26 protein-coding genes are annotated in these 24,685 nt (G+C 65.1%); 17 read left to right on the forward strand and 9 right to left on the reverse strand.

Annotated elements, in window-relative coordinates; all coding sequences use genetic code 11:
- The first annotated feature begins 5 nt into the window (after positions 1-5).
- Positions 6-1,361 carry a metallopeptidase TldD-related protein gene (locus OXF11_05625; GenBank protein MCY4486582.1) on the forward strand — a complete coding sequence of 452 codons (1,356 nt, stop codon included), beginning with the start codon at positions 6-8 and terminating at the stop codon, positions 1,359-1,361.
- Between the two features lie 129 nt (positions 1,362-1,490).
- On the forward strand, positions 1,491-2,642 hold the full coding sequence (locus OXF11_05630) for an ATP-binding protein (GenBank protein ID MCY4486583.1): 1,152 nt from the start codon (positions 1,491-1,493) through the stop codon (positions 2,640-2,642).
- Between the two features lie 3 nt (positions 2,643-2,645).
- On the opposite strand, the gene OXF11_05635 is transcribed toward OXF11_05630, so the two are convergent.
- Entirely contained in the window at positions 2,646-3,275 is a 630-nt protein-coding gene (locus OXF11_05635) for a DedA family protein (protein MCY4486584.1), read from the reverse strand.
- A 119-nt stretch (positions 3,276-3,394) separates the two neighbouring features.
- On the opposite strand from OXF11_05635, the gene OXF11_05640 reads away from it, so the two are divergent.
- Together OXF11_05640 and OXF11_05645 are read left to right on the forward strand one after the other, a co-directional pair.
- Entirely contained in the window at positions 3,395-3,628 is a 234-nt protein-coding gene (locus OXF11_05640) for a hypothetical protein (GenBank protein ID MCY4486585.1), read from the forward strand.
- Between the two features lie 17 nt (positions 3,629-3,645).
- The gene (locus tag OXF11_05645) at positions 3,646-3,984 is read left to right on the forward strand and encodes a type II toxin-antitoxin system PemK/MazF family toxin (GenBank protein ID MCY4486586.1); all 339 of its coding nucleotides are present in this window, start codon (positions 3,646-3,648) and stop codon (positions 3,982-3,984) included.
- Between the two features lie 4 nt (positions 3,985-3,988).
- Here OXF11_05645 and OXF11_05650 read toward each other — a convergent pair whose 3' ends face one another.
- A complete protein-coding gene (locus OXF11_05650) occupies positions 3,989-4,198 on the reverse strand; it encodes a hypothetical protein (protein ID MCY4486587.1) in 210 nt (69 codons plus the stop codon).
- Entirely contained in the window at positions 4,195-4,692 is a 498-nt protein-coding gene (locus OXF11_05655; GenBank protein MCY4486588.1) for a hemerythrin domain-containing protein, read from the reverse strand. The genes OXF11_05650 and OXF11_05655 overlap by 4 nt, the downstream gene beginning before the upstream one ends.
- A gap of 75 nt (positions 4,693-4,767) precedes the next feature.
- Between OXF11_05655 and OXF11_05660 the strand changes: the two genes are divergently transcribed.
- The 3 genes from OXF11_05660 to trxA are packed head-to-tail and all read left to right on the forward strand — an operon-like array spanning position 4,768 to position 6,175.
- Positions 4,768-4,953, forward strand: a complete 186-nt coding sequence (locus OXF11_05660) for a hypothetical protein (GenBank protein MCY4486589.1) — start codon at positions 4,768-4,770, stop codon at positions 4,951-4,953.
- Entirely contained in the window at positions 4,954-5,253 is a 300-nt protein-coding gene (locus tag OXF11_05665; protein MCY4486590.1) for an OsmC-related (seleno)protein, read from the forward strand.
- A 52-nt stretch (positions 5,254-5,305) separates the two neighbouring features.
- The gene (gene trxA, locus OXF11_05670; protein ID MCY4486591.1) at positions 5,306-6,175 is read left to right on the forward strand and encodes a thioredoxin; all 870 of its coding nucleotides are present in this window, start codon (positions 5,306-5,308) and stop codon (positions 6,173-6,175) included.
- Here the strand turns inward: trxA and OXF11_05675 are convergent.
- Positions 6,172-7,284: an amidohydrolase family protein gene (locus tag OXF11_05675; protein ID MCY4486592.1), complete on the reverse strand. Its 1,113-nt coding sequence runs from the start codon at positions 7,282-7,284 to the stop codon at positions 6,172-6,174. The genes trxA and OXF11_05675 overlap by 4 nt on opposite strands.
- A gap of 277 nt (positions 7,285-7,561) precedes the next feature.
- Here OXF11_05675 and OXF11_05680 point away from each other — a divergent pair, with 277 nt between their 5' ends.
- From OXF11_05680 to OXF11_05695, 4 genes are all read left to right on the forward strand, one after another.
- Complete coding sequence (locus tag OXF11_05680; GenBank protein MCY4486593.1) at positions 7,562-9,271, forward strand: peptide ABC transporter substrate-binding protein; 1,710 nt, start codon at positions 7,562-7,564, stop codon at positions 9,269-9,271.
- Positions 9,272-9,292: 21 nt separating this feature from the next.
- On the forward strand, positions 9,293-10,306 hold the full coding sequence (locus OXF11_05685; protein ID MCY4486594.1) for an ABC transporter permease: 1,014 nt from the start codon (positions 9,293-9,295) through the stop codon (positions 10,304-10,306).
- A gap of 16 nt (positions 10,307-10,322) precedes the next feature.
- Positions 10,323-11,216 carry an ABC transporter permease gene (locus OXF11_05690; GenBank protein MCY4486595.1) on the forward strand — a complete coding sequence of 298 codons (894 nt, stop codon included), beginning with the start codon at positions 10,323-10,325 and terminating at the stop codon, positions 11,214-11,216.
- A 202-nt stretch (positions 11,217-11,418) separates the two neighbouring features.
- Positions 11,419-13,074, forward strand: a complete 1,656-nt coding sequence (locus tag OXF11_05695; GenBank protein MCY4486596.1) for a hypothetical protein — start codon at positions 11,419-11,421, stop codon at positions 13,072-13,074.
- Positions 13,075-13,315: 241 nt separating this feature from the next.
- On the opposite strand, the gene OXF11_05700 is transcribed toward OXF11_05695, so the two are convergent.
- The 4 genes from OXF11_05700 to OXF11_05715 all read right to left on the reverse strand — a co-directional run bounded on the left by OXF11_05700 (position 13,316) and on the right by OXF11_05715 (position 16,795).
- A complete protein-coding gene (locus tag OXF11_05700) occupies positions 13,316-13,957 on the reverse strand; it encodes a hypothetical protein (protein MCY4486597.1) in 642 nt (213 codons plus the stop codon).
- 75 nt (positions 13,958-14,032) lie between these two features.
- Entirely contained in the window at positions 14,033-15,892 is a 1,860-nt protein-coding gene (locus OXF11_05705; protein MCY4486598.1) for an AAA family ATPase, read from the reverse strand.
- Positions 15,893-15,896: 4 nt separating this feature from the next.
- Positions 15,897-16,457: a helix-turn-helix domain-containing protein gene (locus tag OXF11_05710; GenBank protein MCY4486599.1), complete on the reverse strand. Its 561-nt coding sequence runs from the start codon at positions 16,455-16,457 to the stop codon at positions 15,897-15,899.
- A gap of 11 nt (positions 16,458-16,468) precedes the next feature.
- Positions 16,469-16,795 carry a hypothetical protein gene (locus OXF11_05715; GenBank protein ID MCY4486600.1) on the reverse strand — a complete coding sequence of 109 codons (327 nt, stop codon included), beginning with the start codon at positions 16,793-16,795 and terminating at the stop codon, positions 16,469-16,471.
- 398 nt (positions 16,796-17,193) lie between these two features.
- Between OXF11_05715 and OXF11_05720 the strand changes: the two genes are divergently transcribed.
- From OXF11_05720 to OXF11_05735, 4 genes are read left to right on the forward strand one after another with little or no spacing between them, the layout of a single operon-like run.
- Positions 17,194-18,129, forward strand: a complete 936-nt coding sequence (locus tag OXF11_05720) for a xanthine dehydrogenase family protein subunit M (GenBank protein ID MCY4486601.1) — start codon at positions 17,194-17,196, stop codon at positions 18,127-18,129.
- A 59-nt stretch (positions 18,130-18,188) separates the two neighbouring features.
- A complete protein-coding gene (locus OXF11_05725; protein ID MCY4486602.1) occupies positions 18,189-18,680 on the forward strand; it encodes a (2Fe-2S)-binding protein in 492 nt (163 codons plus the stop codon).
- A complete protein-coding gene (locus tag OXF11_05730) occupies positions 18,677-21,094 on the forward strand; it encodes a xanthine dehydrogenase family protein molybdopterin-binding subunit (protein MCY4486603.1) in 2,418 nt (805 codons plus the stop codon). Before OXF11_05725 ends, OXF11_05730 begins: the two co-directional genes overlap by 4 nt.
- Before the next feature lie 24 nt (positions 21,095-21,118).
- Positions 21,119-21,835 (forward strand): enoyl-CoA hydratase/isomerase family protein, encoded by a 717-nt coding sequence (locus tag OXF11_05735; protein ID MCY4486604.1) that lies wholly within the window; start codon positions 21,119-21,121, stop codon positions 21,833-21,835.
- Between the two features lie 3 nt (positions 21,836-21,838).
- On the opposite strand, the gene OXF11_05740 is transcribed toward OXF11_05735, so the two are convergent.
- Positions 21,839-22,021 (reverse strand): hypothetical protein, encoded by a 183-nt coding sequence (locus OXF11_05740; protein MCY4486605.1) that lies wholly within the window; start codon positions 22,019-22,021, stop codon positions 21,839-21,841.
- Positions 22,022-22,330: 309 nt separating this feature from the next.
- On the opposite strand from OXF11_05740, the gene kdsB reads away from it, so the two are divergent.
- Together kdsB and OXF11_05750 are read left to right on the forward strand one after the other, a co-directional pair.
- Positions 22,331-23,074, forward strand: coding sequence for a 3-deoxy-manno-octulosonate cytidylyltransferase (kdsB, locus tag OXF11_05745; GenBank protein MCY4486606.1), 744 nt, complete (start codon positions 22,331-22,333; stop codon positions 23,072-23,074).
- 413 nt (positions 23,075-23,487) lie between these two features.
- The gene (locus OXF11_05750) at positions 23,488-24,669 is read left to right on the forward strand and encodes a site-specific integrase (protein MCY4486607.1); all 1,182 of its coding nucleotides are present in this window, start codon (positions 23,488-23,490) and stop codon (positions 24,667-24,669) included.
- The last annotated feature ends 16 nt before the right edge of the window (positions 24,670-24,685 follow it).

Raw genomic sequence — 24,685 nt, forward strand, 5'->3', positions numbered from 1 at the left:
CGGACATGGAGCGTTTGCCGATGGACCGGGAACTGGCGCTGGGCTTGCTGGCGCGGGCGAAGGAGAAGGGCGCCTCTCAGGGCGACGTGACGCTGATCGAGCACGAGGGCGTGCAGGTGAAGGTGCGGCTCGGCGAGGTGGAAACCGTGAGCCAGGCGCACGAGATGCGGCTCGGGCTGCGGCTGTTCTACGGCCAGAGCGCCGCCGGCACCTCCACTTCCGACCTGTCGCGAGCCTCGCTGGACCGCCTGGTGGACGAGACCTGTGCCATGGCCCGGGCCACGGCCAAGGATGAGTTCGGCGGCCTGCCGGAAGCCGGCGAGATGGCCGCCGAGGTGCCGGACCTGGACCTGCTGGACCAGGAGGCTCGGGGACTTCCCATCGAGGACGGCATCGAGGCGGCGCGCACGGCCGAGGAGCACGCGCTGCAATACGACCCGCGGGTGACCAACTCCGAGGGCGCCGAGTTCGCCAGCTCGTTCAACCGCCTCATCCACGCCAATTCCCAGGGCTTTTCCGGCGAGTACGCCACCTCCAGCTTTCATCTCTCTTTGGCGCCGGTGGCGACCTCCAACGGCTCCATGGAGCGGGATCACTGGTATACGGCCGCGCGGCGCCGCGACGCGCTGGATTCCCCGGAGGACGTGGGCCGGGAGGCAGGGCGCCGCGTCACCCGCCGGCTGGGCGCCCGCAAGGTGCGTACCCGCGAAGTACCGGTGGTCTTCGACGCGTCCATCGCGGGCACGCTGGTGCGGCACGTGGCGCAAGCCGTCTCCGGCTACGCCCTCTATCGGCGCGCTTCCTTCCTGTGCGACCGGCTCGGCGAGCGCGTGGCCTCCGACCTCGTGGACATCGTCGACGACGGCACGATTCCGCGGGCATTGGGGTCGCGTCCGTTCGACGCCGAGGGCGTCGGCGTCCGGCGCAAGCACGTGGTCGAGGCCGGCCTCCTGCGAAGCTACCTCCTGGACGCATACAGCGCGCGCAAGCTCGGCGCCAAGTCCACGGGCAACGCCGCCCGCGGCGTGGGCCAGCCCTCCGGGGTTTCCCCCATGAACCTCCGCCTCATCCCCGGCGAGCACAGCCCCGAGGACATCATCGCCTCGGTGGAGGACGGCTTCTACGTCACCGAGCTGATGGGCTTCGGCTTCAACGCCGTCACCGGCAACTATTCCAGGGGCGCCGCCGGCATCTGGATCGAGAACGGCGAGCTTGCCTACCCCGTGTCCGAGCTCACCATCGCCGGCAACCTGAACGACATGCTGAGCCGGATAGAAATGGTCGGCAACGACCTCCGCCCGCAGAGCCCGGTGGCCGCCCCCACGGTGAAGGTGGGGCGCATGACCGTGGCCGGGGAGTAGGTCGGCGGTCAACTGAAGGGCGCTTACCTGTCAAAAACTTAGATTCGCCTGGATATTTTCAGTTTTGGACTTCATTTTGCGTCAACTTGCCCTATATGCTGGTGCAAAAGGTATCCGAGCTGGACGACTGTGTTCGAGCGACTCATCAAGAAACCCCTGGAATCGCGCAAGAGCTTCTTCCTCTTCGGCCCCAGAGGCACGGGCAAGACCACGTGGTTGAAGCACCGGCTGCCCGAGGCGCTTTTCGTCAACTTGCTCCAGTCGGAGTACTACAATCGTCTGTCCGCAAATCCCGGGCACCTTCGGCAACTCATTGCCCCCGACCACACCGGCTGGACCGTCATCGACGAGGTCCAGCGCATACCCGCGCTGCTGAACGAGGTCCATGACCTGATCGAAGCACGCGGACTGGTCTTTGTCCTGACCGGTTCCAGCGCCAGGACCCTTCGACGAAGCGGGGTCAATCTGCTGGCCGGCCGCGCCCTGACCTATCGCATGCATCCTGTGACGGCGGTGGAACAGCGGGAGGCCTTCAACCTGCGCGACTCTGTCCAGTTGGGCCATCTGCCCGCGCGATTTAGCGAAAGCGATCCCGCCAAATACTTGAAGGACTATGTGCAGACATACCTGCGGGAAGAGGTGATGCAGGAAAGCCTGACGCGCAACATCGGGCACTTCTCGCGTTTCCTGGAGGTGGCGAGCTTTTCCCAAGGGGCTACCATCAACACCAGTGCCGTCGCCCGAGAGGCGCACATTGAGCGGTCAGTCGCGGAAAACTACTTCTCCATCCTGGAAGACCTGCTCATCGCCGTCCGCCTGCCGGTGTTCTCCCGCAAGGTCAAACGGAAACTCGTCTCGCAAAAGAAGTTCTATTTCTTTGACGCGGGCGTATTTCGGGCGATCCGGCCCATGGGGCCGCTGGACTCCGACGCGGAGATAAACGGTCCCGCCCTTGAGACGCTCGTGCTCCAGGAACTGAGGGCGGTAAACGACTACCGCGACTACGGCTACCAGATCTCTTTCTGGCGTACCCGGAGTGGCACCGAAGTCGATTTCGTTCTGTACGGGCCGCGTGGCCTGCTGGCCATCAAGATCAAGCGCTCGACTCAGATACAGCACAAGGACACAAGGGCACTCCGGGAATTCAAGAAGGACTATCCTCCCGCCAAGTGTTTTGTCTTCTACGGTGGATCGAGTCCTGTCTACATGGATGATGTCACCGTTCTTCCCGTTGAGCACGCACTGAGAAGACTTGGTCAAATCTTGGGTAACGCCTCGTAGGTGCTAAGTAAGGAAGCGGACAAAGAGGAAGACGCCGGCCACAAGGACCAACCCGATCACCGTGGCTGCGCCCAGGTGACGCTCGATTAGCACACGCGCCGCGGGGCCGAAGTACCAGAGGAGCGTGGCTTCGACGTAGAAACGCAGGCCGCGGGAGAGCAGGGATGCGAGGATGAAGACGCCGACGTCGAGCCGGGCAGCGCCGTACGCGACGGCAACCAGCTTGTACGGCAGCGGGGTGAGGGCGCCGGCAACGATGATCCACGCTCCCCACTCCTGCCGGTGTGCCTCGAACGCTTCGAGCTTCCCCCCATACCCCCACAGACCGAGCAGGGGCTCGCCTACCGCTTCGTAGAGAAAGTAGCCGATGGCATACCCGGTCAGCCCGCCGGCAGTCGATGACAGGGTAGAGATGGTGGCGAACAGCAACGCCTTGGCGCGCCGCGCCAGCACCATCGGGATGAGAAGCAGATCCGGCGGTACCGGCAGGATCAGACTCTGGAGAAAACACACCACGGCCAGCGCCCAGACCACATGCCGCGTCCCGGCGTTGCGGAGCGTCCAGTTGTACAGGTATCGGAGTGTCCGGGGGTCGCCCGTACCGGGTAAAGCCGAGTCCGTGCGCCTTACCATGCCTGTCTGCCGTAGGCTTGCCGGAATGGCAGCCGAGTGGTTTGATCTTCCATGGCCTAGGGCCTAGAATAGGGACCTAAGAATAGGGTCTAGAATAGGCCCTGTTCCGGAGGGTCATCATGCTTCAAGCCAAGTTCAGTCTTGACGAATCTCAGGTCCAGTTTCTCGCACAATTCAAGCGGTACGGATTCAAGGACAAGAGTGATGTCGTGCGGAAGGCCCTCGACCGATTGCAGATGGAGTTAGCCCAGCAGCGTTTGCGCGAATCGGCTGAACTGTATGCCGAAGTCTATGCGGGTGATGGCGAAACACAAGAATGGACCGATGCGGCGCTATCGGAGTGGCCGACTTGAACCGGTTAACGCGAGGAATGGTCATCGACATTGATCTTGATCCCACCAAGGGGTCGGAGACCGGGAAGGTTCGGCCTTGTGTGATCGTCACAAACAATACCTACAATGCTCGCGTCCCGGTCGTCCAGGTCGTGCCGCTAACGGCATGGAGTGGACGAAAGGCCCGCATCGTAACCAATGTGGAAATCGCGCCTTCGTCCCGCAACGGATTGACCAAGAAGTCGGTGGCGGACTGTCTGCAAACCCGTCCGGTTGATCACCGAGCTCGTTTGGTCAGCGTGCGTGGCAATCTGGAAGACGAGGACCTGGCCAGGATCGACGACGCTTTGAGAATTGTATTCGACATCGGTGGATGACCGGTCACAGGACCTTGTACCCCTTGCCCAGCACCACCCGCATCAGGGCGTCGATGTGGGTGACCTCGGGGTCGAACTCGACGACGGCGACCTGGCGCTCCACCGAGAAATCCACCTCGGCGACGCCGGCGGTGCTTCCGAAGACTTCGGTAAGGTCGGCCACGGCGGCCTCCGTCAGATCGCCGATGGAGATGATGGCGGTCTTGGTGCTCATGGGGTGTCGGGTTTCGCGTCCGAGCCGGAGGGCTGATTCCGCCTCAGTACTCGGTCGATCTCCACGCCGGCGCGTTCGGCGTCCGCCTCGGGTATGTACAGCTCGAAGGCGGCGAAGAGCTGACGCTCCTCGCTGCGGATGTGCTGCTCCAGCAGGTCGCCGAAGTCGAAAAGGAACTTCCGCATCTCCTTCGCGTCGCTCGACCGGGCGACCATGTCGCGGAACTTCCGGTGATCGCTTTCGAGCCGGGCCACCAACTCCCGAGAGTCTTCAAGGCTTGTCATCAGCGGAAAGAGCACCGTCTCTTCGGCCTCGAAATGGGTTTGCAGGTTCTCGCCGAAGAAGCGCGCCGCCTCAGCCGCGCATGCCTCCATGGCCGCCGGGTCGCCGGGGTTGAGCTGGCCGAGGGCGTGCTTGCGGCAGCGCAGTGCCAGCGCCAGGCCGTGGTGGTGGTCGTGGGAGAGCGGTATCAGTGCGGGATGTCGTTTGGCCATGGATTGCCACGCAAATTGACGGTGCCGGGTCTATCGGCTACCCTTCGTGCCACAAAGTTCCTGGAGGGTTGTTATATGGCGGACGACATGATCGTCAAACGCGAAGTGGTGATGGAGGCCGACGCCGAGATGATGGGGCGGCAGCAGAAGCGCGGCGAGGCGCGGGGTTTCACGGTGATGTGCGACGAGGGCGGACACATCGGTGGCGACAACACGGCGCCGCCGCCCATGGCGTATTTCGCGCTGTCCATCGGATTTTGACTGCTCACCCAGCTTTCCCGGTACGGGGAAATGATGAAGGTGAAGATCGACAAGGCGCGCATCCACGTGACCGCGCGCTTCAAGAACGAAGGCTCGGTGTTGCGGGAGACGGTGCATGCCGAGGGCGTCGGCGTCGAGACCAAGCTCGAGGTGGAGTCCGACGAGCCGCCGGAACGCGTGGCCGCGGTGATCCGCAACTCGGAGCAGGGCTGCTACATCATCCAGACGATCAAGAGTCCGACCCCGGTGGAAACGCACGTGACACTCAACGGAGCGGATTTCGATCCGAGCAGGAAGTAGTCGAGCAAGATCGGGCCGAAGCGGGATCGACTCCTGGGACGGGGAAAGGACCATGGAGGTTTCTCTGGAAGGGACGGAAGCGCTGGTTTTCGACGTCGACCAGTCCGAGTTCGAGGCGCGGGTGCTGGAGCGCTCCCGGGAGACGCCGGTGGCGGTGGACTTCTGGGCGCCGTGGTGCGGGCCGTGCCGGGTCCTGGGGCCGGTGCTGGAGCGGCTCGCCGAGGAATACGGCGGCAAGTTCCTCCTGGCCAAGGTCAACGTGGACGAGAACCAGGAGCTGGCGGCCGCCTTTGGCATCCAGGGAATCCCCGCCGTCAAGGTGTTCAAGGACGGCGCTCTGGCCGCGGAGTTCACCGGGGCGCTGCCCGAAACGGGCGTGCGCGAGATCCTGGAGCGCGTGGTGCCTTCGCGCGAGGACGAGCTGGCCGCCGAGGCGGATCGATTGTGGTCCGAGGGTGAGGCCGAGAAGGCGCTGGCCATCTACGCGCAGGTGCTGGAAGACGTGCCGAACCATGCCGGCGCGCTCCTGGGACTGGGGCGGGGTCTGCTGGAGACGGATGAGGAACGCGCCCTGCCGCTGCTTGAAAGAGTTCCCTTGGGTGACCCGGAACGCAACGAGGCCGACCGGCTGATCGCCCGTCAGAAACTCAGCGCGGGCGAGGGCGCCGACATCGAGTCCCTGCGCGGGGAGTTGGCGGCGGCCCCGGACCGCCTCGACCTCCGCTTCCGCCTGGCCCAGGCGCTGGCCGCCGAAGAGCGCTACGAGGCCGCCCTCGGAGAATTCCTGGCGGTGCTCAAACAGGACCGCGCCTTCGAGGACGACGGCGCCCGCAAGGCGATGGTGCAGATCTTCGAAGTGCTGGGACGGAACGAACTCGCCGACCGCTTCCGCTCGGAGATGGCGAAGGTCCTGTTCAGCTAGCCCGCCGCCCCGGCCGCCTCCGCCGACGCCACCGACGTGGAATCCAGCCGCGCCCGCAGACGCGGGTAGAACTGCAACGGGTTCTCGAACAGGATCTTGTGCTTCAGCTCTTCGCTGAGGTCGTCCCGCCCCATGAGGTGCGGGATGTCCTGGCTGAAGTCCCGCTGGTCCCGTTCGTGGGGATAGTCGGACGCCCACAGCAGCGTGTGCTCCGGTACCAGCCGGGCGGTCTCGGGCAGCAGCGTCTCCTCCACCTCGGCGGCGAAGTAGATGTTGCCTTCCCGGAAATACTCGCTGGGCTTGCGCTTGCAGTTCGGCGAGTAGTGTCCCTTGCGCTCGTACTCCTCGTCCAGGCGGTCCATCAGGTAGGGGACCCAGCCCGCGCCGCACTCCAGCACGCCGAAGCGCAGCCTGGGAAACAGCTCGAACACGCCTTCACAGATCATCGCCACGATTTGCCGGAACTGCGCGAACGGATGCTCCAGGGTGTGGGCCACCATGAAGTTGCGGGTGTCGTCGATGCCCAGGTCCGGAAAGCTCATGCCGCCATGGGGTGACACGGGCACGTCCAGCCGCTGGGCCTCCTCCCACAAGGGGTGGAAGTCGGGGCCGCTGAAGAGCTTCCCGCCCGGGGTGGCGGAAGGCAACACGGCGCCCACCATCCCCAGTTCCTCGACCGCCCGGCGAAGCTCCTTGACGGCCTCGTCGATGTCCTGGATAGGCAACAGCGCCACGCCCACCAGGCGCGGGCTCACCCGCATAAAGCGGTCGTGCAGCCAGTCGTTGTAGGCCCGGGCCATGGTGATGGCCCATTCGTGGTCCCGGATGGCCGCGTGGGTCAGCCCCTGGGTCGGGTACAGCACAGTCAGCTCGATGCCGTTCTTGTCGAGGAAGTCGAGCCAATGCCCGGCGTTGGGTCCGGTGCCGCCGCCGACCCAGCCGCCCGGCTGCCTCAACGAGCGCAGGTAGCCGTCCATGGTAAGGCCCGGCCAGAAGCCGTAGGACCGGTGCCATTCCAGTTCGGCGTACGGGCCGCCGATGTAGTCGCGAAGCTCGTCGTCGAGCTCCATCACGTGTCCGTCGGCGTCGATGATGCGTGTGTCGGCCATGGCATTCTCCTTCGGTTCAAGGGCGTTTCGATGGCGTAGATAGTAGCCCGGATGTCATGGTCGGGCAAGGCTGGAAAGTGCCCGCGGCGTGCGCCTATTGGTGGGTGTGTGCGTGACCCGGCGTTCCGGTAACTTGTTCGTTCCTCCCGGTACTGGCACACTCGACTTGCGGTCGGGAATGGGTCAACGGGTACTTTTGTGCCGGTTCGCCTCTACCCATGTCAAAATTGATTCTCTATAATCGCAACGGGTGCATTCAGGCGAGGAGGTACGTGTGATGTCGAAACTTCGCGGTTTGATGCTGATGGCGGCCGTCCTGGCCGTGTTCGCCACCGCGGCCTACGCGCAACGCGGCGCCGACGGCGAGTTGAAGATGCTCTACTGGCAGGCGCCCTCGGTCCCGAACCCGTTCCTCTCCGGGGGGACCAAGGACATCCACGCCGCGGCGTTCGTCATCGAGCCGCTGGCACGCTACGACGACAGCGCCAACATGGTTCCGGCGCTGGCGGCGGAGATCCCCACCGTTGAGAACGGCGGCATCGCGGCCGACCTCAAGTCCGTCACATGGAAGCTCCGGAAGGACGTCACCTGGTCCGACGGGACGCCGTTCACCGCCGCCGACGTTGAATTCACGGCGGCCTACTGCATGCATCCGGACGGGGGCTGCAACGCCGCGCCCCGGTTCGAGAACGTGGCCGCGGTGGAGGCGGTGGACGACCACACCGTACGGATCTCCTTCACCGTACCGATGCCGTTCCCCTACGCGCCGTTCGTGGGCTCCACCTGCCCGGTGATCCAGAAGAAGCAGTTCGAGGGCTGCCTGGGAGCCAAGGCGCCCGAGTGCACGGATCAGAACTTCGGCCCCATCGGCACCGGCCCCTTCAAGGTGAAGGAGTTCCGGCCCAACGACGTGGTGCGCTACGAGATGAACGAACGCTACCGCAACCCGGACCAGCCGGCCTTTGCGTCGATTTTGGTGAAGGGCGGCGGCGACGCCGTGTCGGCCGCCCGGGCGGTACTTGAAACAGGGGAGTTCGACTACGCTTGGAACCTCCAGGTGGAGCCCGAGATCCTCGGCGCAATGGAAAAGGCAGGCAAGGGCAAGGTGGTGTCGGCCTTCGGCACCCTGGTGGAGCGGCTGATCGTGCAGCTCTCCAATCCCGATCCGGCCCTGGGCGACAAGCGGTCCACCTACCAGGACGGCAAGAACCCGCACCCCTTCCTCTCGGACCCGGCCGTGCGGCGCGCCCTTTCCCTGGCCATCGACCGCAACATCCTGGTGGAGGCCGGCTACGGCCAGGCGGGCCGGGTGACCTGCAACGTCCTGCCGGCGCCGCCGGTGTACGCCTCTACGGCCAACGACTGGTGCAAGACCCAGGACGTCGCGGCCGCCAACAAGCTGCTGGACGAAGCGGGCTGGGTGCGCGGCTCCGACGGCATCCGCGCCAAAAACGGGGTGCGCCTTTCGATCCTGTACCAGACCTCCACCAATTCCGTGCGCCAGGGCGCCCAGGCGCTGATCAAGCAGATGTGGCGGCAGATCGGCGTCGAAACCGAGCTTAAGAACATCAGCGCTTCGGTGTTCTTCGGCAGCGACCCGGGGAGCCCGGACACCTACCAGAAGTTCTACGCCGACATCCAGATGTACGCCAACCAGTTCAACGGCACCGATCCCCAGGCCTACTTGCAGGGCTGGCTGTGCAAGGAGATCCCCGGACCCGACAACCAGTGGATAGGCAACAACATGCCGCGCTACTGCGATGCGGAATACGAAAAGCTCGCGGCGCAGTTGGCCGAGACCGCGGGCATCGAGAAGCGTGCGGCCATCGCCAGGCGCCTGAATGACATGCTGATGGACTACGGCGCGTTGATCCCGCTGGTCCACCGCGGCGAGGTGGGCGCGCACGCGCTCTCCCTGGGCGGGGTGCGGATCAATGCCTGGGACGCCTTGCAGTGGAACATCCAAGAGTGGCACCGGCGGAAGTAGAGCCCGCACGAGTGAGCGCCCATGGCACGGTACGTGGCCAGACGCCTGCTCTTCGCGATCCCGACGCTCCTGGTCATCAGCTTCATCGTTTTCGCGCTGCTGGACCTCGCCCCTAGTGACCCCACGGCCCAGCTTCCGCCGACCATCCCGCCCGAGACCCGGCAAGCCATCCGCGAGAGCCTGGGTCTCGGGCAGCCGTTCCACATCCGCTACATCAAGTGGCTCGACCAGTTCCTGGTGAACGAGCCCCTCAACCTGTTGGAGCGGATGTGGGGCATCGAGATCGGCGACTCCGCCGGGCGCCTGCGGGTGCGTTCCTGGGCCACGCGCGCGCCGGTGGTGGACCTGATCGCGTCGCGCCTTCCGCAGACCCTGACCGTCGTCGGCATCTCCTACATCGTCGCGATGCTCATCGCCGTGCCGGTGGGTGTCTATTCCGCCTACCGGCAGTACTCGGTCTTCGACCAGGCAGGCACTTTCATCACCATGGTGGGGTTCTCGGTGCCGACCTTCTTCACCGGGACCGTCCTCATCGTGGTCTTCAGCGTGTGGCTCGATTGGTTCCCGTCCATCTATGATACCACCCACCGGGTCACGGACCTGGAGAGCCTTTTCGTCCAGGTGCGCCAGATGGTGATGCCGGTGATGGTGCTCGGGCTCTTCAACGCGGCCCAGCTCAGCCGCTTCACCCGCTCGTCGGTGCTCGAGAACCTGAACCAGGACTACGTGCGCACGGCCCGGGCCAAAGGGGTGGCCGAACGCAGCGTCATACTCGTCCACGTGCTGCGCAACAGCCTGATCCCGGTGGTGACGGTCATCGCCCTCGGGCTGCCCACGACCTTCGCCGGGGCCATCATCACCGAGCAGATCTTCCGCATCAACGGCGTCGGCCAGTTGCTCATCGGCGCCATCGAGGGCGGCGACATTCCCACGGTCCAGACGGTGACCTTCATATTCGCGGTGCTGATCGTAGGGTTCAACCTCGTGGCGGACGTGCTCTACGGCGTGCTGGATCCGAGGATTCGCTATGATTGACGCCTCGGCGGATCTCATGACCGGCGCACCCGAACATCGCCCGCCCGCCCATGGCGTGTGGCAGCAGTTCCGGCGCCACAAGGGCGCGGTGGCCGGCGCCGCCGTGTTCGCGTTGACGGCGCTGGCGGTGTTGCTAGGCGCCGCGGTCTACGGTGTCGATCCCCAGTATCTCGACTACCTGTCGCGGAACCAGGGCTTTTCGCTGGCGCATCCTATGGGAACCGACAACCTCGGCCGCGACACGCTGGCGCGGGTGCTGGCGGGCGGACAGATCTCCCTGGCCGTGGGGGTCGCCGCCATGGTCCTGTCGTTGACGCTCGGCACCTTCGTAGGCGTCATGGCCGGGTTCTTCCGCCGGTTCGACGGTCCGCTCATGCGCTTCACCGACCTGTTCCTGGCGTTGCCGGTGCTGCCGCTGCTGCTGGTGGGCATCATGCTGTTCCGGGATCCGCTGCGCGCGGCCCTGGGACCCGAGGCCGGCATCTTCATCCTGATCGTGGCGGTCATCGGCCTGACGAGTTGGATGCAGACCGCTCGGCTGGTGCGCGGCGAGGTGCTGGCCGTCAAGGAGCGCGAGTTTGTCATCGCCGCCCGCGGCGTGGGTGCCGCCCCACGCTACATCATCCTGCGGCACGTCTTGCCCAACGCCCTGAGTCCCATCACCGTCGCCGCCACCCTGGGCATCGCCAACGCCATCATCACGGAGAGCGCCCTGAGCTTCCTGGGCCTGGGCTTCCCGTCCGATTTCCCCACCTGGGGCCGGCTGCTGTTCGACGGCGTCCCGTTCATCGAGATCGCTCCCGCGCGGGTGCTCTGGCCGGGCCTGGCGATCTCCCTTACCGTATTGAGCGTGAACTACATGGGCGACGGGCTGCGCGATGCGCTGGACCCGCGCGTTCGGCGGCACTAGTGTCCTGTGTCACAAATAGCTTGATGAAACCGCGAGGGCATTTTTGTCGTCGGCAAGGCGCGATGACTTGTAGGGGCGACCTGCGGTCGCCCCGGTGGCGGGCACCACGCGAGAAAGACCCCGGGTCAAAGCCCGGGGTCACGTAACGCAGCAGTCAGTGATTCATGCGAGACCATGACGCACGACGCCAGGACGGTATGACGTGAGCTACGAATTCGACCTCGGCGCCCATGCCCGGCGAGTCACCACCGACAACCGCGACGCCCAACGCTGGTTCGACCGTGGGCTTCTATGGCTCTACGGCTTCAACCGCGAGGAGGCGGCGCACTGCTTCCGGGAGGCGCTACGCGCCGACCCGTCCTGCGCCATGGCCTTCTGGGGCGAGGCTTTTGCCGCCGGGCCGTTCATCAACCTGCCCTGGCAGTGGCAGGGCGAAGCGGAGCGCCAAACGGCCCTCGCCACGTGCTTTGCCGCCACCGAGGCGGCCATGGCACGGCGCCAGAGCGCGACCCCCATCGAGCGCGCGCTCATCGAGGCGTTGCCGGTGCGGTATCCGCGCGAGGCGGCGGGTCCGGTGGAGGAGTTCTCGGCGTGGGACGACGCGTTCGCCGCCGCCATGCGCGGCGTCCATCGCCGGTTCCCCGATGATTCGGACGTGGCCGCTTTCTTCGCCGAGGCCCTCATTACGCGCACGCCCTGGCAGCTATGGGACCTCGACACGGGCAAACCCGCGGACGGCGCCGACACGCTGGAAGCCCGGGAAGTGCTCGAAGCGGGCATGCGAGAACGGCGCGACCGAGGGCAGCCGCCGCATCCGGGCATGCTGCACATGTTCATCCACGTGATGGAGATGTCGCGGATCCCCGAGCACGCCCTCGCCGCGGCCGACCAATTGCGCGGCCTGTGTTCCGACAACGGCCACCTCAACCACATGCCAACGCACATCTACTTCCAGTGCGGCCGCCACGCGGATGCGCTGGAGGTGAGCCGGAAGGCGGCGGCCGCCGACGAGAAGTACGCGCGCCGCGCGGGTCCGTTCAACTTCTACACCACCGCCCGCTGCCACCACCTCCACGCCATGATGAACGCGGCGATGCTGCTGGGGGATCACGGCGCGGCGACCGAGGCGGCGCGGAAGATCGAAGAGGCGGTGACCCCGGAGCTGCTCCGTCAGGACCGGCCCACCCTCGTCCAGGCCCTGGATTACTTCCGTTCCGGAACGGTCCACGTGCCCGTGCGCTTCGGGCGCTGGCGCGAAATCGTGGACGCCCCGATGCCCCCGCACCCCGAGCTCTACGTGACCACGACCCTCATGGCCTTCTACGCCAAGGGGGTTGCCCACGCCGCCCTCGGCGAGTTCGAGGCGGCCGACCGGGAACGCGCGCGCTTCGATGCCGGCTACGCCGCTCTGCCGGAGGACCGCATCTACGCCAACGACACCGCGCCCAACGTCATGGCCGTGGCCCGGGAAATGCTCTACGGGGAAATGGCCTACCACCGGGGCGACCACGAGGCCGGCTTCGCCCACCTGCGAGCGGCCGTCCGCCTGAACGACCGCCTGCGCTACAGCGAGCCCTGGCCGTGGATGCATCCGCCCCGCCACGCCCTCGGCGCCCTGCTCCTGGAGCAAGGCCAAGTGGCGGAGGCCGAGCAGGTCTACCGCGCCGACCTCGGCCTCGACGACACCGTCAGACGCTGCCTGCAGAACCGCGAAAACGTCTGGAGCCTGCACGGCCGCCACGAGTGCCTGCAACGCCTGGGCCGCGACCGCGAGGCGGCCGCCGTGGCGCCGTCGCTGGCGGCGGCCCTTGCCCGAAGCGACGTGGAGATCGCTTCGTCGTGCCATTGCCGGAAGTAGCCGGCGGAGGGGAGCGCTTGAACAGGAAATGGTGCAAACCCCTGAATCGTCATTCCCGCGGAAGCGGGAATCCATGGGTGGGGTGGGGGCAAACGGGCGTATCCCCCGCCACACCCCGCCTGGATTCCCGCTTCCGCGGGAATGACGATTCGGGGCGTGGGTGCCCGTTCTCATCCAACTGGAGTTTTGACACGGCCTGTTCCGCGGGAATGACGTTCCGGGACGTTAGTACCTCACGAGGCTAGGACGCTGGCCTGGCCTGCGAGCGAACCCCGGCTTCGTCATCCAGGGCATACCAGAATTGCGCGCCGTTCAAGGCCAGACACGCCGGACGAAAAGAGACGGGTATGCGCTCCACGACCTGTTCGCGCGCCGGATCGTAGCGGAGAAAGGCGTAGGCCGCCTGGCGCTCATCGCTCCAGTCCCCGAGGGGTCCGGGGTCGCATTCGACGCACCAGAACTCGTCGCCGTACGAGGTGGGGCTCAGGACTTGGTGGTCCATGCGGATGGTCCACAGGTTGCGGCCCTTCTCCGGGTCCAGGCAGAAGAGCTTGCGGTTGCGCCGGTGACTCAGCCACAGCTTGCCGTTCACGACCGTGACGCCGGAGGCCGCGCCGTCCGGGCAGTCGAAACGGCGCAACAACCGATTCGTTTCGGGAGACCAAAGCAGCAGTTGCTGTCCCAGCCGACCGCCGCCGGCGATGAGCCACAGGCCCTCGCGGGATGGGCACACGTGCCGGACCCCCGGCAGCGATAGGACCTCGTCGCATGATTCGTGGACGGGATCGTACACCACCACCATGGACTTGTCGGCGCACGCGAGCCACAAGTGGTCCTGGTGCCACTGCATGCTCGTAACAGTAAGGGATCGAATGTCGATCATGCGTGTGGGCAACGCGTAACGGTTACCTCCTGCCTCCAGATAGTTCCGAGACACGCCGTGGTCCACGTGCGCCGTTTATCCTGAATAATGGTTGGCGATTGACCCATCCGCCCGTTCCGGGGCGTTCATGAACGGCGGCGTTGGTGGGTTCTCGCCTCTGACAAGTGAACGGATTTCTTCCAAATCCGCAACGAAGACGGCGGCACTCACGCGACAGTAACGCCAGCAACTGAACTCGAAAGCCCAGCGCATCGCATCGAGCGCACGTTCTGCCTCGTCTGCGTATCGGGTCGCTTCGCTCCGGTCGCCGGTAGCCCAGTAGGCGATTGCCATGCACTGAAAGTAGTTGGCGCCCTTGTCCGAAGTCACTGCCGCTTCGTCCAGTTCAACTACGTGTGAGAAGGCTGCTTTCGTTAGCTCCCCGGTGTTGCCCCATGATGCCATCCCAAAATTGAAAGCGTCCTGGATGGTCATATCCTTGATCGACTTGTCATGACCTTCAAGTATTCTCATGGCATTGGAGAATCCGCCGGTTCCGATATGGCACAGGATCAACTGTAGCCGTGCATGCTCGCGCCGGGTCGGCGAAAGTTCTGCGCTCTCGATGAGCCGTTCCCAAATCGGGATGGCGATGCGCATGGTCCCGAAAGAACGGTCCAGACCGTCCGCAAGCCACATCTGGTCGTGCGGTTCCAACGATGTCACCGCGACGGCGTTGGCGACTCGTTCCGGTGCTTGTGACCTTATTCGTGATATGGCCTCCCGTACGATGGGGGGAGGAAGTTGATGGGATTGCAGCACTTCCAGGGCGTCCTGCTCTGCGCCGACGTTGTCGTTACATTGAGCGCGACTCCGCGACCGTTGCAGAAATACTTCCGGCTCGGCATATCCTGCTTCGATTGCGCGTGACGCGAGCGCGCCGGCCAAAGCTGTTTCACCGTCGTGTTCGCGGAGTCCCGCAAGCCGGTACAGGACCTCGCCGTCGGTCGGATGCGCCTTCTCGATTTTATCGAGCATCTCATCTCTTGTCTGTATGGACTCGCCCCGGATTCGTAGTCTGCCCGTGGCTCGGTGTATGTAGTCCAATGCCCCGTCACGGTCGTTCGAGTTGCGTCGGGAGATCTCGCGGACCAACTCTACGTACTCCTGCGCGAGGCGGCTTCTTGGGCGGTCCTTTGTGAACACGACCTGGTTCAGCAACGAGAGGCTGTCGTACCTGTGAATCATCAATGGCTCACGCCGGAAGCGGAGTTGCTTTTGGAACGCCTTGATCTTATCGTCGAGAATCCTGTCCTCGTCGTCCAGGTCCGGGACGTTCGACATGACGAAGTGGAGTTCGATGTTCTTGTTGCGCGGTTCCTCGGCTTCGCTTCTTAGTTCCCGGACCACCCGTGTCAGCCCACGCAGGTTCTGTTCGTTGGGAAAGAACAGGATTACGACCGCGTCTGGAAGCTGGCGGGTGCAAATGCCGCCGATGTCGGTATGTCCGGTGCGCGAGTCGATCAGAACGTAGTCGGGGTTGATGGCTTGTCTCCATTGCTCCTTGAGATCCTCGAACAGCAGGTAGCCGTCGCGTTCCGCATAGAGCGTGCCCCAGTCGATCTGATTGAGTCGTTGCGCGTATGTTGCGTGCCGGCCGGACGGCATGATCCACAATCTGCCTCCGGCGTCACCGAAATCGGCGGGCGTCTCACTAACAAAACGAGCGGCGTCTGGGGCCTGACCCGAATCCAGGTATTCGCTGACGAAGTCAACCATTCCTGGAACCGGATCCCGTGGTGTGGTGACGTCGAAGGTATCAAGTCCGGGAGCTTCCAGGTCGAAATCCACGACAAGCACGGCGCGTCCCCGGTTGGCCAGTTCCACGGCCACGTTCACCAAGGCCATGGAGCGGCCGACGCCACCCTTGAAGGAGTAGAAGGAGGTCAAGTACATGGCGTCAGGCCACCTTAAGCAACCTGAAGTTTTCTTGGTCGCTGCGCAACTTGTCGGAGACCTTCAACGTCCGAAACCGTCGTTCGCCAGTGATCGGCGTCGCTTCAGTCGCAGACTTGCCTGGCTTGATGATATCCATGAGGCGTTCCAGCATTCCTGGCAATGCCAGTAGCCGGAGGTACCTGTCGTATGCGTGGGTCTGGATGTTGATGCCCTTTTCCCAGCGATTCAGCGACGCTTTTCCCAGGCCCGTGACTTCGGCAAACTTGGCCCGCGTCATCCCGTGGTCCTCCCTGATGCGGCGGATCTCATGCGGGGCGAGCACGCCAAAGTGTTTGCAGACCGCTTCGTGTTCCAGGTCCTCGGCAACCTCGTCCAGATACTCGTAGTCGCAGGGCGCGCAGCGGCGCACGGGCAACTCCACGGTCAATTCAATCGCTGACGCCCCTGTCCCATAGTCGAAAGTATGGCAGTGCATGGTGGTGGTCACCGTGTCTCTGCCGCACAATGGGCACTGAAGATTGCGTTGGCTGCCTTCTCTCGGCGTCGTCTTTGCCAAATCCATTCCAGGTTCCCTCAGTCGTTCGGTTCCGAATAGTGAAAGCTTCGTCCAATGATCTGCCCGGAACCCAGTTGAAGTTTGATGTAGAGTTGGGGTTGCCCAGGTTCCAGATCGACCAACATGACGTAGCCCGTTGCTCCAGGCGGTTTGTCCAATCTGATCTCTTCCACAGGATGACCCTCCTCAATCTTGGAGGCAATCAGGTCCCATGCGGCGGAGTCTGAAAAGTGCGTGTCCAGCAATCCGTTCGGGTTGCGCACCTGTCGAGGTCGCCAGTCCGTTGGGCGAACGGGGGTGAAGTCTTTGCGACGAGCGTCCTTTCGCTTGGCGAGCACGATCAAATGATGTCGTGTTGCCTCGTCTACAGGCAAAGTCCACTCCGGGAAGTCGCGAGGGGTTCATTCATGGGAATCATATGATTGCGTTCGGTCGTTGTCAAGGGTAGCAGCCCATCATTTGATTGTCTTTATGTCTGATCGGCAACATGTCGTCTCTTTGCCGTCCACGTTGACGTCGTATCTCTTGAGGGTTGTTCATGCCTCAAGTCTTCCACGTTCGGTTGGTCGTGCCAAGCCGGGAAAGTCCCGGGTTCACCTGCTCGTTGTCTTCTCGCTTTCGCGGGGCCTCGACGAGATGAAAACGGAATTCTCTGCTCGTCTGTCGCCAAAGATTTGACTCGTGACGAGGGTTGCGTTATCAACTGGCGCATTCGCGTTGGACGAGGGTTGCGAAGTCAGCCTTGGTCGCGTCGTCGTTCCATACCACCTACGCCATGTACCCCGCCGCCTTCGATTACACCGTCGCTGAATCCTTGGATCACGCCATCGAACTCCTCCAGCGTTCGGGGGAGGGGGGCAAGCTGTTGTCCGGCGGGCAGAGTCTCGTACCGCTGATGAAGCTGCGGCTGGTGCAGCCGACCCATGTCATCGACATCGGGCGCGTCGGCGGGTTGTCGGACGTGCGCGTCGACGACGCGGCTGGGGTGGTGCGCATCGGCGCGCTGGCCACCCACGCGCAGGTGGGCGCCTCCGCGGTCGTCCGGGAGAAGCTGCCGCTGATGACGGAAGCGGCGGGGGTCATCGGTGACGCGCAGGTGAGGGGCTGGGGGACCTTGGGTGGGGCGTTGGCGGAGGCGGACCCGGCGGGGGACTGGGGTCCGGTGGTTCAGGCGTTGGAGGGTCAGGTGGAGTGCACCGGGCCGTCGGGCGTCCGGGTGGTGGATGCGGCGGCGTTCTTCGTGGACGCCTATACGACGGTGCTGGCGGACGACGAGGTGGTTACCGAGCTTCACGTGCCCGTGCCGTCAGGTGGCAGCGCGTGGGCCTATCTCAAGATGGAGCGCCGGGCCGGGGATTTCGCGGTGGCCAGCGTGGCGGTGCAGTTCGAGCTGGACGGCGCGGGGAACTGCACGAAGGCCGGCGTGGCGTTGGGGGCGGCGGGTCTGACGCCCATCAAGGCGGGCGCGGCCGAGGAAGCCCTGCGCGGGCAAACGTTGTCTCCGGAGGTGGTGGAGGCCGCGGCCGAGCGAGTCATGGAAGCGGCGAGCCCGCTGGCGGACGTGCGCGGGTCGAGCGACTACAAGCGCGCGGTGTGCGGGGCGTTGTTCAAGAAAGCCGTGGACGTCGCGCTGCGACGCCGTCAGGGCGAGAACGTGAAGGGCGGTCATGTCCGTTAGAGGGAGAAGCCGCATGGCCGTTGGCCACGGAACCGGGGCCGGCCGTGCAGGGTATTTCCATGTCCGATAAGGCGAAGATCCGCATCACCATCAACGGCGTCGCGCACGAGGGCGAGGCCCCGCCGCGCATGCTGCTGGTGGACTATATCCGCGACGTGGTCGGCCTCAAGGGCACGCGTTACGGCTGCGACACCAGCAACTGCGGCTCGTGCACCATCGTCATGGACGGCAGGAGCGCCAAGTCCTGCACCTTCCTGGCGGTGCAGGCGGACGGGCGCGAGGTGACCACCATCGAGGGACTCGCCGAGGGGAGCGAGTTGAATCCGCTGCAGGCGGCCTTTCAGGAGGCGCACGCGCTCCAGTGCGGCTTCTGCACCTCGGGTATGGTCATGTCGGCGCACGCCCTGCTGGCGCACAATCCCGCCCCTTCGGTGGACGAGATACGCGAGGGGATCATCGGCAACCTGTGCCGTTGCACCGGCTACGTGCCCGTGATCGAGGCGGTGCGGTTGGCGGCGCGCCGGCTGGATCCCAAGGGAGGGACCCCATGAGCGTCGCTCCGCGCCCGCCCCTGGTGGGCACTCCGGTCCCGCGCAAGGAGGACCCGGACATCCTCCGGGGTCAGGCGCGCTACACCTTCGACATCGAGTTGCCGGACATGCTGCACGTGGCGGTGTACCGGAGCCCCGCCGCCCACGCGCGCATCCGTAGCGTGGACCTGTCCAAGGCGCTGGCGCTGCCCGGCGTGGTGACCGGGCTGACCGGCGAGCAGGTGCGGCAGTTGGGCTACGTGAATCCGCTGTCGCCGTTCCCGTTCCAGAGCCGGGACCCGTTCCGGCGCGGCAACCCCACCATCAAGTTTTTCGACCACTACTGCCTGGCGTGGGACAAGGTGCGCTTCGTGGGCGAGCCCGTGGCCGCGGTGGTGGCCACGGACCGCTACATCGCCGAGGACGCGCTGGACCTGATCGAAGTGGAACTCGACCCGCTGCCGCCGGTGGTGGACTCGGCCACCGCCATGGAGCCCGGCTCTGAGCGCCTGTACGAGGACTGGGACGACAACGTCATGCTGACGTTCCGGGTGTCCGGCGGCGACGTGGACGCCGCGTTCAAGGAAGCCGAGGTCATCGTCAGCGAGACCATCCACAGCGGCCGTTTCACCGGTACCCCCATAGAGACCCGCGCGGTGGTGGCCGATTACGACGCGAGCGTCAAGACCCTGGGCCTGTGGAGCACGACCCAGATCGGCCACGCCATCGGCACGCTGGTGGAGAACACCATCGCGCTGCCGGAGCTCAAGGTGCACGTGATGTTCCGGCGCATCGGCGGCGGCTACGGACAGAAGTGGGCCTTCTACCCGGAAGAGATCCTGGTGCCGCTGCTGTCGATCCTCACGAACCGCCCGATGAAGTGGGTGGAGACCCGGCGCGAGCACATGACCGGCACCATCCACGCGCGCGAGCAGACCCATCACATCGAGGCGGCGGTGCGCCGGGACGGCACCATCCTGGGGGTCAAGGACCGTATCGTGGCCAACATCGGCGCGGCCTATCCCACCGGCGGGCTGGCCTCCATCGTCACCACAGGCATGTTCGTGCCCGGGGCCTACCAGATCGCCAACTACGAGGGACAGGTCCAAGGGGTGGTGACCAACAAGACGCCTTACGGCGCGCACCGGGGCTTCGGGAAGTCGGAAGCCTGCTTCGTCATCGAGCGCATGGTGGATCGCATCGCCGCGAACCTCGGCCTCGACCCGGTGGAGGTACGCCGGCGCAACTTCATCCCCCCGGATGCCTTCCCCTACCGCTCCGTCACCGGCCCGCGCTACGACAGCGGCCGCTACGGGGAGGCCCTGGACAGGGCGTTGGAGCTGCTGGACGTAGACCACTGGCGCAACGCCCAGAAAGAAGCGGTGGCCGCGGGCCGCTACCTCGGTATCGGCACCTGCCTGGTCATCGAGCCGTCGAGCTCCACGCGCATGGGTTCCTACAACGCCGGCTACTACAGCGTGCGCATGCGCATGGATCCCAACGGCAAGGTCTACGTGTTCCCCGGCGGCAGCGACGAGGGCCAGGGCCACGCCACCTCCATCTCGCAGCTCGTGGGCGACGAGCTGCAGGTGTCGTTCAACGACGTCATGGTGGTGGAAGGAGACAGCCTGGCCTGTCCCTACGGCTCCGGCTCCTACTCCAGCCGCTTCTCGGTGGTGGGTACCACCGCCGTGACGCTGGCGGCGCGGGCGCTACGGGAAAAGATCACCCAGATCGCCTCGGTGATGCTGCGGCACCCGCCGGGCGGGCTGGTGTTCGCCGACGGCAAGGTCTCGGTGGAAGGGCGCCCGGCGGAGGCGGTGTCTCTTCCGGAGATTGCGCGGGTCGCGTATTTCTACCCGTTCCAGTTGCCCGAGGGCATGGACCCGGGGTTGGAGACGCTGTACCACTTCCGCGATCCCAACATCGAGTTCGAGGCGGACGAGCGCGGCCGCGTGGCCATGTTCAGCAGCTTCCCCTACGACGCCGAGGCGGCGGTGGTGGAGGTGGAGGCGGACACCGGGCTGCTCAGGATCCTGAAGTTCGTCTCGGTACACGACTGCGGCAACATGCTCAATCCGCTCATCGTGAGGGGCCAGCACGTGGGCGCCCTGGCCCACGGCTTCGGCGGCGCCCTGTACGAGGAGTTGCCGTACAGCGAGGAAGGGCAGCCGTTGGCGGCCACCTTCAAGGACTATTTCCTGCCCACGGCCATGGAGATTCCCGAGATGGTGCTGGATCACATCGAGACGCCCAACCCGTTCACGCCCGGCGGCTTCAAGGGCGCCGGCGAGACCGGCACGGTGGGGCCCCCGGCGGTGCTGGCCAACGCGGTGGAGGACGCGCTCAACCCCCTGGGCATCGCCGTCCGGCGCCTGCCGCTCACGCCCCAATACCTGTGGTCGCTCATACAGGAGGCCAAGGGAGGCCGGTAGAGTCCTTCGAAGGGGAGACGCCAAATGTCCGACAAGGTTTTGCTTGAAAAGACGGGCGACATCGCTGCTCTGACCCTGAACCGCCCCGAGAAAGGAAACGCCGTCGACCTGGAGTTGATGTTGGCGCTGACGGAAAAGCTCGCGGAAGCCGCGGCCGACAAGACCCTCCGGCTCATGGTCATCGAGGGCAGGGGAGACGACTTCTGCGCCGGGCGTGAGCCCGACGTCCCGCGCCCGGAGAACGCGGCGCAGTTCGCCGAGGCCCTGGGCCGGATCGTGCGCGTCAACGAGCTTCTGCAATCATTTCCGGGGATCAGCCTCGCGGTGGTACGAGGGAGGGCGTTCGGGTTCGGTTGCGGCGTGGCGGTCCAGAGCGATGTGACCCTGGCCGCGGCCGACGCGCGCTTCGCGTTTCCGGAGATCAAGGCCGGATTCCCGCCCACCATCGTCATGTCCTACCTGAGTCGCTGGATCCACCGGAAGAAGGCCCTGGAGTTGGTGATGACCGGCGGCGAGCTCAGTGCCGAGGAGGCCGAGCGGCAGGGTCTGGTGAACCGGGTGGTGCCGGCGGATCAGTTGGAGGACGAGAAGACGCGTTGGACCGAGATGCTCACGGGCCGGGACCTTGACGGGCTTCAGGCCACCAAGGCGTTTTTCAGGGACACGGCCGAATGGTCCACCGGTGCGGCGGCACAGTACGGCATCACGCGGTTGGCGAATTTCTTTGCGAGCCGGAGATAGGGTCTAGCGTCTCACGTCGACCTTGCGTCCGAAGCTGACCTCGCCCTTGTCGATCCTGAGGGAGAAACCGCAGTCCGGGTTGGTGCACACCCAAGCCTTGAACATGACCGATGCCCCATCCTGGCCGTAGTCCGATAGCGGGATCAAAATGCCATTGTCGCATTTCTGACACTTCGGCAGTTCCATCTCCACTCCTCCTTTGCGGCGAAACCGGCTCCCGGGCTCGCCATAGAACCGTTCTTGCCTGCCCTGCTCGCTACGACTTGGCAAGTTGACAGATAATTCCACCATATAGAAGTTTGGTCTCGAAAGCAACTTCCCGGCGGAATCCCAGGCGGATCCGGTCGGGTCCACGGAGGTCTCGCGCGCGAGGGTGTGAATCACCCTTCGCGATTTGACAGCTTCGCCCGGCCGGGGATATGATGGACTAGTGCCTCTCGCGGGTGCCGCCACCCTCTCGATGAGGCATTCCCTCGCTCCGTTGACATTGCATTCATGTCCGTTGTGGCCATCATACCGGCGCGTTACGGGTCCACGCGGTTTCCGGGGAAACCGCTGGCCAGGATCGGCACGAAGCCGATGATCCAGCACGTCTACGAGAGCACCGCGGCGGCGGCGGTTGTCGGGCGCACGCTCGTGGCCACCGACGATGGGCGAATTCTGGACGCGGTCCGGGGTTTCAACGGGGAGGCGGTGATGACCTCCGGTAAGCACGTGAGCGGAACCGACCGCTTGGCCGAGGTGGCCGCCGGCCTTGACGCGGAGTGGATCGTCAACGTCCAGGGCGACCTCCCGTTCGTTCAGCCGGAGACCATCCGTGCGAGCGTGGACTGTCTGCTGCGGGATCCGGCCGTGCCCATGGCCACGGCGTGTACCCCCATCACCTCGGAGAACGAGTTTCTCGATCGGAACGTGGTCAAGGTGGTGATCGACCAACAGGGCTTCGCCTGTTACTTTTCACGCGCGCCCATCCCCTTCCACCGGGAGCCGTCGGCCGGACCGGGTGTATGGGGGCGCCGACACTTGGGACTCTATGTATACCGGCGGGACTTTCTCCTGCGCTTCGCCGCCATGCCGGCCGCGGAACTGGAGCTCATCGAGGGTTTGGAGCAGTTGCGCGCCCTCTATCACGGTTTCCGTATTCGGGTCGTGGACGTGGCGGAACCCGGCGTGGAGGTAAACACTCCGGACGACCTGGAACGGGCCGAGGCCTACTGGACTAGTGTGGTGTCTTGTTAATTCGCATAATAATATGCGGAGGATTTTTCGTTGTCGGCAAGGCGCGATGACGAGCAGTGGCGGGTACCACGCGAGGAAGACCCCGGGTCAAGGCCCGGGGGGACGTAACGCAGCCGACGGCGAAAAAGACCCATATATTGTGCAGTGATCTCACCTGATTTCTCACCATTTCTCGCATAGCGGACAAGCGCCGCCATGTCAAACCTGATCACGACAGATCTGCAATAACTCCCTATATTACAGTAGGTTATTGTGGATTTCGAATGACTCATGCTCCTGTGCCGTCCGGTCAAGCCGCGCCAGATGATGACACCCCACACTCCACCGTGCGATTCCGGAGGGTTGCGTTTCGATTACGGTCCTGATAGCATTTTCTCCGATTCCGAGATTCCGAGGTCGGAGGAAATCGCCCCATGCCCACGCGCCCACCCGTCAAGCTTACCAAGCGCGCCGTCGATGCGCTCACCGTGGAATCCGGCGACACCGTGGTCTGGGACCGGGACCTGCCGGGCTTCGGCATTCGAGTGTATGCCTCGGGCCGCAAGGTCTGGTGCGTGCAGACCCGGGAGCCGGCCGGGGGGCCGAAGCGCTTCGCGCTCGGCCGCTACGGCAATCTGACACCGGACGACGCCCGCCGCAAGGCGGCGCTCGCCATCGACCGCATCAAGCACGGTTTGGAGCCCGTGCCTCCGCCTGCGGCCCCCGAGCCCACGGTAGCGGACCTTGCCGAGCGCTACATGGAGGCCCATGTCCGGGTGAACTGCCGGCCCGCGACGATGGAGGCCTTCGAACGCATCCTGCGCCTCTATGTGGTGCCGGAACTGGGCCATCTGCGGCTCTCGGAGGTGGATCGCCCGCAAGTCTCGGAGTTCCATCACAAGCTCCGGGAGAAGCCCTACCAGGCGAACGCGGCGGTGGGGGTGCTGGCGCACATGTTCCGGCTTGCGGAAGCCTGGGGGATGACGCCGCGGCGGCGCAATCCGTGCCGGTCGGTGCGCCGCTACAGGGAGTCGCGCCGCGAGCGGTTCCTGACGCCCGAGGAGTACCGCGAGTTGGGCCGGGTGCTCGACGAGGCGGAGGGCGACGGCACGGTGTTCCCCCCGGCGATCCCCGCGCTCCGTTTGCTGCTGCTCACGGGCTGCCGCCGGAACGAGGTCTTGACGCTCAGGTGGGACGACGTGGACCACACGGCGGGGGAGCTTCGGCTGAGGGACGGCAAGACGGGATGGCGCAGCGTGCCGCTCACGCCGGCGGTGGAGGCGGTGCTGGCCGGGATACCGCGGACGAAGGACAACCCGTGGGTGATCGGGGGGCGGAAGCCCGGAACGCGTCTCGCGAACCTCGATGCCATCTGGATGAGGCTCCGCAGGCGGGCGGGGCTCGACGACGTGCGGCTCCACGACTGCCGTCATTCGTACGCCTCGCGGGCGCTGGCGCTGGGCGAGGGACTTTCGATGATCGGGGCGCTGCTGGGTCATGCGAAGGTGGCGACGACGGCGCGCTATGCGCATCTGGCGCGGGACACGGAGAAGGCTTCGGCCGCGAGGGTCGGCGGCAGCATCGCGGCGGACGTCCTGCCGCCGGGCGCGGTCTGAGCCGGAGGGAGGGAGC

Source organism: Deltaproteobacteria bacterium (assembly GCA_026712905.1).
Classification (GTDB): Bacteria; Desulfobacterota; Binatia; order UBA9968; family JAJDTQ01; genus JAJDTQ01.